The 15,221-nt window shown below is 59.0% G+C and carries 6 protein-coding genes; 2 read left to right on the forward strand and 4 right to left on the reverse strand.

Translation table 11 applies throughout. The annotated features are described in order from the left end of the window. Positions 1-6 precede the first annotated feature (6 nt). On the reverse strand, positions 7-981 hold the full coding sequence (locus CCANI_RS05305; RefSeq protein ID WP_186750012.1) for a PD-(D/E)XK motif protein: 975 nt from the start codon (positions 979-981) through the stop codon (positions 7-9). After that, positions 968-3,730: a Z1 domain-containing protein gene (locus CCANI_RS05310; RefSeq protein WP_146323262.1), complete on the reverse strand. Its 2,763-nt coding sequence runs from the start codon at positions 3,728-3,730 to the stop codon at positions 968-970. Before CCANI_RS05310 ends, CCANI_RS05305 begins: the two co-directional genes overlap by 14 nt. Positions 3,731-4,023: 293 nt before the next feature. Between CCANI_RS05310 and CCANI_RS05315 the strand changes: the two genes are divergently transcribed. Beyond that, complete coding sequence (locus tag CCANI_RS05315) at positions 4,024-6,105, forward strand: DEAD/DEAH box helicase (RefSeq protein ID WP_146323263.1); 2,082 nt, start codon at positions 4,024-4,026, stop codon at positions 6,103-6,105. A gap of 1,591 nt (positions 6,106-7,696) precedes the next feature. Here CCANI_RS05315 and CCANI_RS05320 read toward each other — a convergent pair. Beyond that, positions 7,697-9,685: a hypothetical protein gene (locus CCANI_RS05320; RefSeq protein WP_146323264.1), complete on the reverse strand. Its 1,989-nt coding sequence runs from the start codon at positions 9,683-9,685 to the stop codon at positions 7,697-7,699. 304 nt (positions 9,686-9,989) lie between these two features. Beyond that, positions 9,990-10,685 (reverse strand): hypothetical protein, encoded by a 696-nt coding sequence (locus tag CCANI_RS05325; RefSeq protein ID WP_290211543.1) that lies wholly within the window; start codon positions 10,683-10,685, stop codon positions 9,990-9,992. Positions 10,686-11,229: 544 nt separating this feature from the next. Between CCANI_RS05325 and CCANI_RS05330 the strand changes: the two genes are divergently transcribed. After that, complete coding sequence (locus CCANI_RS05330) at positions 11,230-15,213, forward strand: Pls/PosA family non-ribosomal peptide synthetase (RefSeq protein WP_246118147.1); 3,984 nt, start codon at positions 11,230-11,232, stop codon at positions 15,211-15,213. Positions 15,214-15,221 lie beyond the last annotated feature (8 nt).

Genomic DNA, 15,221 nt, shown 5'->3' on the forward strand with positions numbered 1-15,221 from the left:
GTTTTCCTAGTCGTTCCTATATCCGGGGATTTCGGAGGGGGAGGAGAGGTCGATGGTGTATTTAATGTTTTGGATTCGATCGGACGGGCCTACCTGAAGTAATCGGGGAAACTCGTCCGTCACATCAAATGTATGTTGTTCACAGAATCTATACCGATTATTGTCCTCTCTTGCTTCGCCGGAGTGCGAGTATCCGATCTCGGCTAACTGGTTCAAAAGCTCTGGCCCGGAGACGTGTGGGTGCTTAACAATGCGATCCACAAGCCCGGGAAGCGTAATATCGCCAGTCGGCGTCGATTCGTATTTTCGCACAATTAGACGAAGCGGGATGTCGTGTGCGGGCTCCAGCTGGGAAATTCCATGAATAGTAATGAACAGCCCATCTTTCTGAAGCGTGGCTTTGCATTCAATGCTCACGTCGTCGAAGCTGAAATCGTGCCGGGCTTTATCTGGCCCCGTCCAGCGGAGGAAGGCGATTTCTCCTCGCTCCTGCAATAATCGTTCCAACACTTCCAGTTCCGCAATCAGCCCAGTTTCTTCTTCTGGGGTTAGCACTTTAGCACTACTGGCTGAAAAAAGATTCCGCCAACGCTTTAAAAGTGCCGATGCGGTGAGTGCTGCCTGCTCAGGTTGTGCCATGGATTTCATCAGAAAATCATCGCAAAAGACTTCGAATACCGAGCGTAGCGCAGGCTCCTTGAGTGTGATTAGTGCGCAGGCTTGGTCGCGATACGTGTCGCGCGTAAGCACCAAACTCGGACTTCTCGTGTCAGTACTGAACTTTTGTGCGACTTCCTCGGTCATTGGGATTTGCAGCCCAATGCCGCGCTCATCATTAATAAACGCTGAGATGCGCCCGATGGCACTGAGCACCCCAGTGGGGAGAATCAACCGAGTAAACGGCGATTTCTCGCCGGATGCGGCCCGGGTATACAGCGTCTGAAATAACTCCGCAGAAGGTAGCGGCCTAGGTTCGGTCACTGGCCTCATCCTTGAGCCTCTTATCGTCCACAGATTCGGCGCTATCAAATTCGTCGTCCATGGCTTCGTACGCCGCCCGGGTTTCCGCATCAGCTTCCACCGCTGTTACATATTCCACACCTGACCCAGGGTTCGCCGAGGTGGGGAAGAAGATGGCAATGCCGATAATGTCATCGACAGCATTGAGATCCACGCGCGGCGGTTTATTGCTCGCGTAACGGGAGGACGGCGTTTGTCGTTTCGCTTGCGCCGGGGCCTTGGAATCCTTATCTATCACGTAGATCGCGAGGTGCGCCGTGCCATTGCCAGCGTATTTATCGTGCGCAGCGCGGATCACTGCATCCTTATTTGTTTCATTTTTCTTAATCTCCGCGATCGCATCGGCGATGATTTGGTGCCGGGTTTCATTGTCCACCGGGAGATCGTTTAGGCGGTGCAGCGGGGCGGCGAGAGCTCTAATTTGCGCGTTCGTGGTGGTGTGATCCTCCAGCTTCGAACGGCGTACCTTGTGTACCTGCAGGCCGGGGCCGACTTCTCGAGTACCCTGCGCCTCGTTAGCCAACCCGAAGAAGGAAATGTTCCACCTGCGGAGTGTTTTGGCCTCGGATTCTTCTTGGATGTATTGCTGGACAAGAGTCTTCCGCCGATTTTCAAGGCGAGAACCCTCATCGAACAAGTAGTTGGTAAGGAAATCCATGACAAGATCGGTGGAGGCGTTGCGGAACACCGTGGTGCCGTTATCCAACTTTTCGGAGGCGACCCCCTCCTCTTGGAGTGCGGAGACAAAATCCCATGTGGCATCCAGGTTGTTCTGCAACCATTCTTTGTCGCCTGCCTTAAACCGCACCGTTTGCACCTGCTGGCCGGAGTAGCTGGCGGTCATCTTAATGGAATCCTGCATCTTTGCCCGTGCGGTAATCATCATCGCAGGGTGTTTGCGGATCTTCGCTTGCACTTCGATCGGCGTGTAGCGTTCGCGGGCGTAGCAGGCAAGCTCCTGGCGTAGGTCAGCCTCGATCAGTGCGAGGTCGCGGAACCAAAGCGCGAGTTCCGCAGGCATCCAAATGCGGGGGAGATCCTGGTAGCCGTTGCGGAAACCGAACCACCGGCCCATCTGCAACAAAGTATCGAAGGCGCTTGCCTGACGGACGAAGTACGAAGCGACCAAACCTTCCAATGTGAGACCACGGGAAAGGGTGTTACCGCCGATAGTGATCACCGTTTCCGGATTTTCGTCGGTGTAGATCAGGCGGTCATCCGACTCCGCATTGTCTATGATCACGCGGGTCTTCTCCAGCACCTCGGGGATCAGCGGCCGGATTTGTTCGAAACTGACCTCGGGCAAATCAAACTCGCTGGCGGGAACGGTGGCGGTTTCGCTGTTCCATTGTTCTACCCAGGAATAAGGAATCGTGTCGGCCTTGATTGTGCGACGCAGCTCGTTGAGCTCTGTTCGGACCAGCATCTCGAGGCTTAGGTGATGGTCGGTGAGCATCGAGGTGTGAATCAGCATGGAGGAGTGCTCGCGTTCATCGCCGCGGACCCACCGGGCGGCCGTGGCCATGATGAACCAGCGGATCGCATCCTGTAAGCCGAAATCGATTTCGGGCGTCCAGTCCGCGGAATCTTTGCGGGAAGATGGCGGCTTGATCTTCTCCACTTCCGATTCCCCGATAATGCGGATCATGTCGTAGCCATCGCCATGCATATCCGATTTCTCTTCACCATCGAGCGGATCGCGGCCGAACAGGGCCTCCGCGCCGAAGTAACCTTCCGGCTTTGGCAATACGTGAATGAAATTGGAGGGGTAGAGGTCGTCCGTCTTGTTCGGGTTGATCAGCACATTGGCAAATGGGGTGGCGGTGTAACCGATATAGACGGTTTTCTTGCGATCCAAAAGGTCACTAATCTGCTGGTTAATGGCGGAACGGCGGCCCTTGGCGCGGGGGGACACATCGATGCTGGCCTGGTCCGCCTCATCATCGATCACCAGAATCGGACAGGAATCGCCCAGCATGCCCGCGCTATTGATCCAATTATTGAGCGCCTGCAACCGCGTGGAGTTCTTCTTTACCACCGCGATAAAGCGAGTTTCCGGGTCCTTTAAGCGCTGTGGATTATCATCGCCCCAAAAATCGTGATCCACGGTAGTAAGCCGGTGCCACTTGCCGTGATCGTGCAGAATCAGCTGCTGCTCTAGGCGGGCCTGAGTTTGCACGCGCAAGTTCTCGGTCATGCCCGTGAGCACAATGATCAGGCGGTATCCAACATCGGCGGCCTTAGCGATCACGGACATAAAGTTCGTGGTTTTACCGCTTTGCACATAGCCCACCACCAAGCCCTTGAGGTTAAAGAAATCCGTGCCGTTGGCCTGCCGCAGCGATTGGATAATGGCGGTGGAGGTGACATCGACGGAATCCACGGCCTTGCCAATGGCGGTTTCGATATTGGAGCGCACCGGGGGCCAATAGGTATCTAGTGCCAGGTTCGGGCCGCCGTACCAAGACTTCGTTTCCTCGGGATCATAGATCGCCGTGATGTATTCGCTGAGCGTCCCGGAAAGGCCGGAATCGCTCAGCTTGCGGCGAATGATTTTCTCAGCGGCCGAAATCTCGGGCGTTTCACCAAGCGCCCGGGATAGCCGTGCGACCGCAGCATCAATGGACAATCCGCCCCTAATAAAGATTTCTATGTCCTCGCAGGCTAAGAGAACTTCCGACTCGTCGAGCACGTCAATACCATCCGTCATCCGCGATTTTCCTTTGCATCCCCAGGACTGCTTTTGGGCTGGTGGGCCCTTGTTAAGATCAACTTAGATTATCTTTAGGAGTTGCCTGTTGGGGGCGCATCAGGGGCAGAGGATGCAAAGGCCCTGCTAGGGCTACCCACGTTCGTACCCCCACGCGCCGACATTGTGCGCAATCGGTGTGCGGGGGGCGTCGAAAAGCGGGGGAGTGGCGGTTTTGGCAATGCGTGCCGCGTTAGGATGCTGGTCACACCGGTTTTACGATTAGTTGTGCAATAGCGTAACGTGGACGGGCAATGAGCATTACCGATAACGTCACCGGCGGCGTAGAAGAGCCGGACAACGTCATTTCGTCGGAATCTCAGGAAACTTCGCAGGATGGGGCAGCCGCTGCTGCCGAAGACATCAGGGATGCGAATACTTCTGAGGACACCGGCTCCACGCAAGGTTTCGAAAACCTCGGTCTTCCCTCGGAAGTTCTTTCCGCAATCCAGAAGGTGGGCTTCGAAACTCCGTCCCCTATCCAATCGCAAACAATTCCGGTTCTCATGGAGGGCCGCGACGTGGTGGGCCTGGCGCAAACCGGCACCGGTAAAACGGCCGCCTTTGCGTTGCCTATCCTCGCGCGCATCGACCCCTCCGTGCGGGCCCCCCAAGCGCTCGTGCTTGCGCCCACGCGCGAGCTGGCGCTGCAGGTCGCTGACTCGTTCCAATCCTTTGCCGATCACCTCGGCCGCCTGAACGTGCTGCCCATCTACGGCGGACAGGCGTACGGCATTCAGCTTTCCGGGCTGCGCCGCGGCGCCCATATCGTTGTGGGAACACCTGGTCGAGTGATTGACCACCTTGAAAAAGGCTCCCTAGACATTTCTGGCCTGCGCTTCCTGGTCTTGGACGAGGCCGATGAAATGTTGAACATGGGTTTCCAGGAGGATGTGGAACGCATCCTTGCGGACACCCCCGACGTGAAGCAGGTGGCGCTGTTTTCCGCCACCATGCCGAACGCGATTCGCAGGCTTTCCAAGCAATACCTGTCCGAGCCCGCGGAAATCACCGTAAAGAGCGAGACGCGGACCAATACCAATATTTCGCAGCGCTACCTGTCCGTGGCGCACCGCAATAAGCTCGACGCGTTGACCCGCATCCTTGAGGTCACAGAGTTTGAGGCCATGATTATGTTCGTGCGCACCAAGCACGAGACCGAAGAATTGGCCGAAAAGCTGCGCGCGCGGGGGTTCTCCGCGGCGGCTATTAACGGCGATATCGCCCAGGCTCAGCGCGAACGTACTGTCGATCAGCTGAAGGATGGCCGGCTGGATATCCTGGTAGCCACCGACGTTGCCGCGCGCGGGCTGGACGTGGAGCGCATCAGCCACGTACTCAACTACGATATTCCGCACGACACCGAGTCCTACGTGCACCGCATCGGGCGCACCGGCCGCGCTGGGCGTTCCGGCGAGGCAATTCTCTTTGTGACGCCGCGCGAACGCCGTATGCTGCGTTCCATCGAGCGCGCCACCAACGCACGGCTCGTGGAAATGGACTTGCCGACGGTCGATGAGGTCAACGAGTCCCGCAAAGCTAAATTCGCCGACGCCATCACCGCTTCCCTGGAAGACAGCCAAATCGCGGTGTTCCGCAAATTGGTAAAGGCGTACTCCGAGGAGCACGACGTTCCGCTCGAAGACATTGCGGCGGCGCTGGCCAGCCAGGCGCAGGCCGGCGACGAATTCCTGATGAAGGAGCCGCCGCCGGAGCGCCGCCGGGATCGCGATCGTGGGGATCGCGGTGGGGATCGGCGCCGGGACCGGTTCGAGCGCGATCGCGGGGATCGCGGGGACCGTGGTGGGGATCGCTTTGAGCGCGATCGCGGTGATCGCTTTGATCGCGATGCGCCGACCCGGTTCGATCGTTCCGGCAAGGAGATGGCCGTGTACCGCCTTGCCGTGGGCAAGCGCCAGCACGTTCGACCCGGTGCCATCGTCGGTGCCTTGGCCAACGAGGGCGGGCTGAGCTCCCGCGACTTCGGCCGGATCAGCATTGCCGTGGATCACACCTTGGTGGAACTGCCGAAGGACCTGCCGCAGGAAGTGTTCGACGCCTTGGAGGATACCCGCATCTCTGGGCAGCTGATCAATATCGAACCCGACCCGGGTGCGCCGAAGGGCCGCCCAGCGTCCTTCCGTAAGGGCCAGGGGCGTTTCGAACGTGATGGCGGCGGCTACCGTGGTGGGCGTCGGGAAGATCGCGGCTACCGTGGTCGCGACGGTGATCGGGGCTTCCGCAAGCGCGAACGCGAAGATCGGAGCTTCCGCAACCGTGACCGTGGTGGCGATCGGAGCTACCGCCGCAACGACCGGGGTGGCGACCAAGACTAACCGGCAAGGTTTTCTCGACCTGTTCGACCGCCGCCTGGAGGGATAACTCGTGTACTCCCTCCAGGCGGCGGTTTTTGGTGTCTTCGGTGTCTTTGGTGTCTTTGGTGTCGCCTCAGCACCAGCCGCCGCATCCCTTACCTCCCGCGCACAGCTTGAGTCTTTTCGAACCATTCGCCCCTGTCGGATCTGCCTGAGCGCGGGGCTTGGCAGCTGCTTCAACCCTCCAAATCACGCCGGCGATGGGTTGCGCGCAACCGCTGACCTGGGCTCGTCTTTCTATTCTTCATTCGGGGGTCTCACGAAGAAATTCCGGACGAATCTGGCCTAAAAACCCCGCAGCTCGTCTTTCCATTCTTCGTTGACCACCCTAATGAAGAAATTCCGGACGATCGCAGGTCAACGGCTGCACACAACCTATCCGGAGCTGCACACAACCTATCGGCGGAAGCTGCCGGGAGTATTTCCGGGCAATAAGGTTCGAACTTTCTCGAACCATGGGCCCCGCAAAATCTGCCTCAGGCAGATCTGACACGGCCGTCTCGCCCACCTGCGGAAGCAACTTTCCGAGTGTCTCGGCGTGTCGAATCTGCCTGAGCGCGGAGCTTGGCAGCCGCTTCAACCCTCCAAATCACGCCGGCGATGGGTTGCGCGCAACCGCCGACCTGGGCTCGTCTTTCTATTCTTCATTCGGGGGTCTTACGAAGAAATTCCGGACGAATCTTGGCCAAAAACGCTGCAAATGGTCTTTTTATTCTTCGTTGACCACCCTAATGAAGAAATTCCGGACGATCGCAGGTCAACGGCTGCACACAACCTATCGGCGGAAGCTGCCGGGAGAGCAATCCCGGGCAATAACGTTCGAACTTTCTCGAATCATGGGCCCCGCAACATTTGCCTCAGGCAGATCTGACACGGCCGTTTCGTGCTCCTGCGAAAACATGACTCCGAGCACCCCCGCGTGTCGAATCTGCCTGAGCGGAGGTTCGTGGGCTGGTGTTCGCAGCAACATGATGACGAAGCCCAACGCATTCTTCACGGACTGTCGTGTGAGAACTGTGCAGCTTGGAGGCTGACCGGCGGGGTTTGTCCGGTCGTTGGCGGGAGGGATAACTCGTGTGCCCCTCCAGGCGGTTTTGGTGTCTTCGGCACCGCCCAGGGGTGCGCAGGATCTATTGGATGAGAGATGGCCTCCGTAATGCGCGCAGTGGGTGGGGTTTGGGGCGGGGCGGGGGTTCGCGGCGTCGATACGCACACGGGGTCTCTTGACTGGGGGTATTGAATGGGGCGGGTGAAAACCCCTGTGTACCAGCGATAATGGAGTGAAGTTAGGGGCAGGTGTTACTTGTGTTGTTATTGGTGCTTGATTAGGTTAATCTGTGGATACCGCGTATTTGGGAATTGGGCCTAGAAAAGCGGGATCCTCCGCAGTGGTCATTGCGATTGCTGCGGAGGGTGTTCACACCCTTATGTATAAGCGAGGGGTTGGGGGATAAGCAGCGCTTGGCTTCGGTCGCGCGGGCAATGAAAACCCCCACACCGAGAATCGATGCGGGGGAATGAGTTCGGGTTATGCGGTATTAATTACGCGCTCTTAGCGGAGGAAACCCAGGCTCTTCAGGATGGTGATCAGCAAACCGCCGATGCCGGAGAAGCCGAGGATCCGCTCCAAGAAACCGTAGAAGCCATTCTTCTTGGTTTCGGGCTTCTTCTCGTCTTTCTTGCCGGTATCCGTCTGGGAGCCGTTCGAAGCCTTCTTGGCGGCCTCTTCGGCGGCCTTCTGAGCCTTCTCGGCAGCCTTCTGAGCTTCCTGAGCGTCCGCGCGTGCCTTTTCGGCAGCCTTCAGATCGTCCTGGGCCTTTGCGGAAGCCTCGTCAGCCTTCTTCTTGGCATCTTCGGCCTCGGAACGAGCCTTCTTGGCGGCTTCCGTGTCGGCGGCGGCCTTAGCCACAGCCTCTTCAGCCTTAGCACGATCCGCTGCGGCCTTCTCGGCAGCTGCCTGTGCCTTTGCGGAATCATCTTCAGTCTTCTTGGCAGCGTCCTCTGCCCGCTTGGCGGCTTCCTCAGCCTTAGCTGCGGCAGCCTTTGCCTCTTCAGCCTTCTTGGCATCCGCCGCAGCCTGCGCTGCTGCTGCTTCTGCCTCGCTTGCAGCCTTCTTGGCATCCTCGGCGGCCTTCTTGGCCTCCGCCGAGTTATCGGTGCCCGGGTTGGACGGCTGCGGGGTCTCATTGCCGGCCGGAACCTTCTTCAGGGCTTCTTCCACGGCCTTCTGCGCCGCTTCAGCAGCCTTTTGGGCGGCCTGTGCTGCATCGCGAGCCTGCTCGGCAGCTGCCTTGTCTGCCTTTGCGGATTCAGCAGCCTTCTCAGCGCGAGTAGCTGCAGCTTCCGCACGATCGGCCTCGGTCTTCGCGGTGGCAGCGGCCTGCTTGGCCTCCGCTACCTTTGCGGCATCCGCTGCGGCAGCGGCTGCGGCGGCCTCGGCGGCTTCCTTGGCCTCCTTGGCCTTGTCCGCAGCATCCTTAGCTTCCTGTGCGGAAGCAGCAGCGGAGGCATTGTCGGTGTTCTGGCCTTCGCCCGGCTTCGGGGTCTCGCCCTCACCCGGCTTCGGGGTCTCGCCCTCACCCGGCTTGGGGGTCTCGCCCTCACCCGGCTTGGGGGTCTCGCCCTCGCCCGGCTTCGGGGTTTCGCCTTCGCCCGGCTTGGGGGTTTCGCCTTCGCCCGGCTTGGGGGTCTCACCCTCGCCCGGCTTCGGGGTGGAGGAGCCCGGTGCGGTGATGGGGCCGAATTCTTCAGCCAAGGCGGCTTCGTTTTGGCGGGCTACTTCCTTGGCTGCGGCCGGATCGAACTTGCTGGGTAGCGGAGGGCTGTACAGCGAGATGCCGGTCAGGGAAGCGAGCGTGTAACCATTGTCTGTCTCGGCCTTCTTTACAAATGTTTGGGCAACACCCCAGTCGACCACGGAGAACGCATCGGCTTCTTTGGCGTCCGGCGTGCCTGCGATGATTGCAGCATTCAGGTCCTTGAGGCGGCCGAATCCTTCATCGAAGAACTTGTGGCGTTTGGCCCAAGCCTGTTGGTCGGGATCGTCGGATAGCGCCTTTTGGCGGGCGATTTCAGTGGCCGCGCCGAGGACTTTCACGGCGGCGGCGGTGACGTCGGCGTCGAAACCTACCTTGGTGATGTCGAGCTTGCGGGCCTCTTCATTGCCTTCGGCCTTGAGGATGGCCAGAGCGACGCGGCTCTTTGCTGCGTAGCATGCATCTTGGGAGAAGTCGGCGGCGTCGCGAACGGACTGCGGGGCATTGAAGTAGTTTTCGTATTTTTGGTCGTAGGAGGCGGAGTGGTACAGGTGCCGCGCCTTGGAAATGCGCAGGAAGGTGTTGAGCTCGGCGCTGTAGTCTTCTGCATCCGGTGCCTTTTGGATGTGGTAGATATCCGGGATGCTATCGCTGCTCTGCGCTTGCGCGGTGGCCAGCACATTGAGGTTTGCGGTTGGGGAGAAATCCGGGGTGACGGCGGCGAGGCCGCTCAGTGCTACAGAAGTTGCGAGTGCCGCTGCGGGCAGGCGGAGAGTCTTCTTCACTGGGTGTGCTCCAAGGTCGTGAGGGGAGTGGTACAACAGTGAGCGCTTACTAAGTGAACGCTAACCTAACGGGAAGGTACACGTTAACCTTCTATTAAGGTAAGCCGACCCTTTACTTAGGTTGCTGGCTAAATATTGAGCTGGTCAAATAGATGGTTGTCGCAGCATCAATCCCCCTTTTGGATACCCCCGATACATCAGATCTGAATCGAACAGTTCTTCAAATTTAAGAGGTGTGCACCAGGGAAACGGCAGTTCATGGCATGTAACCAGAGTTGCTATTGTGACTGGTGCGACTTGTGGGTCATTCGTGATCGTCGTCGTGGTGATGTCGGCGCATCCGATGTCGGCCGTGGTCGCCATCCTTGCCGTCTTGAATGCTCAATCCGGGATCATCGTCGTGGTTGGCGTTGTGCGGCTGGTCCTCAAGCGGGGGCGCCGGGCGTGGGGGCTGCGGGGCGTCGTCACTCGCGTACGGGCGAGTATCGTGCGGCAAAGTGCCGTCGAGCGAGCGGTCTAATATTGCGGCCTGCGGCAGATTCAAATGATTAATGTGTTGCAACTCTGTGCGAGACGTCGCAGTAAAACCATGTGTTCGATAGAACTCTTCGCCAAGGGTTGCGGCTCGGCGCGCGTTAAAGGGGGTTTTTGGGTCGGAGCCATCATCCGCGGTGCCCACCACCCAATAATGGGGGACCTGTTTACGTACTGCATCGTCTAGGTCGCGCAGCTGCTGCTCGTTGGGGGCACCACCGCCGCCGACCATGATCGTGCCGCCCGTCACCAAGTCCGTGCGGTGGTTGAGCAGGCCATAGGATATGAATTCCGCGCCGCCGGAATAGCCCATCCACCAAATCTTGTTGCGGTCGACGTTTTTGATTTGTTCCAGTTGCTCCTGAACCAACGCTAAAACCCATTTCCGTTTTGTTGGTATATCCTTCCACCACGTCAATTCGTTGCTTTCCGAGGTCACCGGTGACTCAGGTGCTAACAGCACCATGTTGTATGATTGCGCAACTGATGCTAAACAATTCGGAAGGTTATTCGGATAGGAAAATTCGAATCCACCATCGCCGTGTAAGCGAATGACAATTCCTACGGGTTTTGTGTGATCGATGTCTTTGGCGAATAAATGATATCGCCCTTTGATACCTTCGAACTCAAATTGCTGGTTGAGCCGTACACTATCTTCTTTTGCGCCAAATGCCGGGTGGTCTTGAGTAGATACGTCCCCCGGCTTTGCGCGGGGATCCTCGTGGTCAAGCCCCCATTGTGTGCAGGGGGCATCCGCATCAAAGTTGGATCCGCTGGGGTTTCCAGAGAATAGATAAGCCCCAGCGGTGAGCAAAATTATAAGCCCTACCACTAAACCCAGGGCGCGATATACGGCGAGACGACTATTTTCCACTTGTCACTTCGTCCTGACTCTCCTTGCTGTATTTTAGCTATACTATAGCGGTACAATTAGCTTCGATCTAACCCTGATAGCTAAGAGTGGCTTAAATTTTTATCTTATATTGTGGGCAAACATTAGGAGGATTCTTTTGATCCCTTCAGGTGTTCCTTCCTTTTCTTCGACTTCCGACCATGAACGTTATGCCGTGTTTGGTGTCGAACAGGAGCCGGAACAGCGCACCCTCGTTGATATTGCGTTAACGACTTTCCGCGCGTATCCCGATGCGGTGGGTATGGAGTCCGACACAGAATCCCTAACTTTTAGGGAGTTTGAGGGGCGAATCTGGGAGCAAGTTGAACGATTGCACGCCATGGGGGTAGGCAGGGGTGATCGGGTTGGGATTCGCGTCCCATCCGGCACCTGCGATCTGTATATCGCCATCCTTGCCACCATCTTCGCCGGCGCTGCATACGTGCCGGTGGATTGGGATGATCCGGATTCCCGCGCCAATACGGTGTGGGAAGAGGCGAGCGTGGCCGTGGTCTACGGTGCGGAGCTGTCGCTAGCGGTGGTGAACGCCCCCGATCCGGCGACGGTAGATACCGGCCTGCCCACTCTGGATGATGATGCCTGGATTATCTTTACCTCGGGTTCCACGGGAAAGCCTAAAGGCGTGGCTATTACGCATCGCTCGGCGGCCGCGCTCGTGGATGCGGAGCAGCGGATGTACCTGCTGGACGCCCCGCTGGGCCCGCAGGACCGCGTGATGGCGGGCCTTTCCGTGGCTTTCGATGCCTCCTGTGAGGAAATGTGGTTGGCCTGGCGCACCGGCGCCACCCTTGTGGCCGCGCACCGTGATACGGTGCGTTCCGGCGATGTGCTGGGCCGTTGGCTGGTGGAAAAGCGCATTACGGCGATTTCCACGGTGCCCACCTTGGCGGCGTTTTGGTCCAACGAGGACCTAGCCCGGATCCGTTTGCTTATTTTCGGCGGCGAGGCCCTCCCATACGACCTAATCGAACGTTTGCACACCCCCGGCCGGGAAATTTGGAATACCTATGGCCCAACTGAGGCTACGGTGATCGCTTCCGGCCACCTAGTGTCCCCGACGCCGCCGGTGCGCATCGGCCGCCCCGTCCCCGGCTGGCAGCTGGTGGTGGTCAATGATAAGGAGGAGCTCGTCGAGTGGGGCGAGACCGGCCAGCTGATTATCGGCGGCGTGGGCCTTGGCCGCTACCTAGATAAGGAGAAGGACCGGCAGGTGTATGCGCCGCTGCCCGCGATGAATTGGGAGCGCGCCTACCGCACCGGCGACCTTGTGAAAGCCGAGCGCGAGGGCTTAGTGTTTGCCGGCCGCGCGGATGATCAGATTAAGTTCGCCGGCCGCCGCCTTGAGCTCGGCGAGATTGATGATAAGCTCACGGCCTGCACCAATGTGCGCATAGGAGCCGCACAGAAGCATAAGACGCAGGCGGGTTCGGATGTCCTCGTGGGCTACCTCGTGGCGGAGGAAAACACCACCATAGATTTAAAGCAGTGCCGCACCGAATTAGCTGCTACGATGCCTGGTGGCATTGTGCCGGTGTTGTGCGTGTTAGAGGAGATGCCTACAAAGACTTCCGGCAAGGTGGACCGGAAGGCGTTGCCGTGGCCGTTGCCCGCCGGCACGGGTGAGGATGATTCCCAGGTCCCCGCCCACCTCCAATTCCTGGCCAAGGCGTGGACCGACCAGCTCGGCCCGATCGGCCTCGATCCCGATTCCAATTTCTTTGACCTGGGCGGTTCCTCGGTGGCGGTGGCTAAGCTTGCCGCCGAACTGCGCAAAACGTACCCTACCGCCGATATTGCGGAGCTGTATAAGAATCCCACCTTGGCGTCCATGGGCACGTACCTCGCGTCTTTGGCCAGTTCGGTGACGGCGCGTGAGATGCCCGGCCCGCTGCCGTTTGCGGGCAAGGTGTTTCAGGGTGCCTGGATTCTGGGCATGAACGCATACACGGGCGTACGGTACACGGTGAGCGCCCTCATTGTGGTCTGGGCGCTGGCGGCGTTTGGCGACGCCGCGTGGGTCCCTCACCTGCCCTTCTTACCGTTGCTGGTGGCTTGGTTTTTCACCTATGCCCCCTTCGGCAAAATGCTGGTTACCGCAGCGGTCACCAGGGCGCTGAATTTTAACCTTAAGCCGGGCGTGTACCAGCGCGGCGGCCCGGAACATTTGCGCATTTGGGCGGCGGAGCGGTTTTTTAATTACCAGAACCACAACAGCATCAATGGCACCCCGTTCGCCCCGGTGTTGTATCGCATGCTGGGCAATAAGGTGGGCAAGAATACGGCCCTGAATTCTTCGCTTTCGGTCACGGGCCTGACCACGGTTGGCGACGATGTGGCGATCGAAGACGAAGTGGAGATGTCCGGATATTGGATTGACGGCGGTCACATCTACGTCGGGGCTATCGACATCGCCGCTGGCGCGCGCGTCGGCATGCGTTCTACGGTGTCCCCGGGCGCGATGATCGGGGAGCGTGCGGAAATCCTGCCCGGCTCCCATGTGCGCGGCGTCGCGGAGGCGGACACCATGTATGAGGGTGCCCCCATGCGCGTCATTGGCCCCGCGAACCAAAACTGGCCCGCCGAAAATCCCAACCAGCAACAGCAGCTGGGGCTTATGTACCGTTTCGAATCGATGGTGCTGTACGCCATTGGCATGTTGCTGATCACCTTGATGCCGGCCATTGCTTTCGTGCCGGGCGCGGTGTGGGTGGCGGGCCTGTCTGGGATCCTGGGCACCCCGTCCTACCACGATGTGTTTACGCAGCTTGCCCTGTGGACGGTCCTTTTGATCGTCCTGCAGCAGGCGATTTGGCTGTGCCTGATCGCGGCGACGGTCCGTCTGCTGGCCACGGTGATTAAGCCTGGCTTCTACCCGCAGGGTTCGTTTACGGCGTGGGCGTTGTGGTTGACCACTGCGCTGATGGCGCAGGCTTTGGAGTCCTTCTACTTTATTTACGCCTCCTGGTTGACCCCGGCGTGGATGCGCATGTGCGGGGCGAAGGTGGGTAAGGGCGTGGAGATTTCCACGGTTGTGGTGATCCCGCACCTGACCACCATCGAGGACGGCTCGTTTTTGGCTGACGACGCCCTGGCCTGCCCGCCCCGCTACGGTAACGGCTGGGTGCACATCGGCTCTTCCACGGTGGGGGAAAAGAGCTTTGTGGGCAATTCCGCTATCGTCGGCATCGACCGCGACATGCCCAGCGAATCCCTCCTTGCCGTATTGTCCACCGCGCCCTATCACCCGCTCAGCGGATCCTCCTGGTTGGGGCGCACCGCGAGCTCAATCCCGCGGCAAAAAGTGGGGGCCGATTCGGACCTTACCTTCCGGCCCCCGCTGCGATTGCGGGTAGCACGCGCGGTGGTGGAATCGTGCCGGCTGGTGCCGCTCTTTATCTCCTTCTGGATCGACCTGGCCATCGTGTACGCCATGACCAGCATCTATGTGGAGTTGGGCATGAACCTCACCAGCTTCGCCCTGGCCGTGCTGGTGTCCGGGCCCATCGTGGCGCTCGGCTACACCGTGTCCTGCCTGGTCCCCGTGGCGGTGAAATGGCTGATTGTAGGCAAATTCCGGCCCGGCAATAAGGAGCTGCACTCCTCCTTTGTGTGGCGGAACGAACTTTCGGATAACTTCAACGAGTACCTCGCTGTGCCAACCCTGATCTTCCTCAGCCTGGGCACGCCCTTTTTCAATATGTGGGCGCGCCTTATGGGGGCCAAGATCGGCAAGGATGTATGGTGCGACACGTGGTGGCTGCCGGAATTCGACCTTATCGAATTGCGAGACAGGTCCACCGTCAATAGTGGCTGCGTGCTGCAAACGCACCTTTTTCACGATAGGGTGATGTCGCTAGAAACCGTGATACTCGGCGAAGGCGCCACCCTCGGCCCCGCCAGCTTCGTGCTCCCCGGATCCACCATCGGAGACCGCACCACAATCGGACCGGCGTCACTCATTTTGCGCCAAGACCAAATACCAGCAGACAGCGTGTGGGAAGGAAACCCAGTGCACCCCGTGGATTCCGTCACCGACCCCACCGAAGCACCAGGCCCGACCACCACTGTCGCACACACCTGATTCACCCC

Source organism: Corynebacterium canis, from assembly GCF_030408595.1.
Taxonomy (GTDB): Bacteria; Actinomycetota; Actinomycetes; order Mycobacteriales; family Mycobacteriaceae; genus Corynebacterium; species Corynebacterium canis.

Coding starts and splice junctions, on each gene's coding strand:
- CCANI_RS05310 (WP_146323262.1), bottom strand. CDS start 3,730: ATGACGGATGGTATTGACGTGCTCGACGAGTCGGAAGTTCTCTTAGCC.
- CCANI_RS05325 (WP_290211543.1), bottom strand. CDS start 10,685: ATGGTGCTGTTAGCACCTGAGTCACCGGTGACCTCGGAAAGCAACGAA.
- CCANI_RS05315 (WP_146323263.1), top strand. CDS start 4,024: ATGAGCATTACCGATAACGTCACCGGCGGCGTAGAAGAGCCGGACAAC.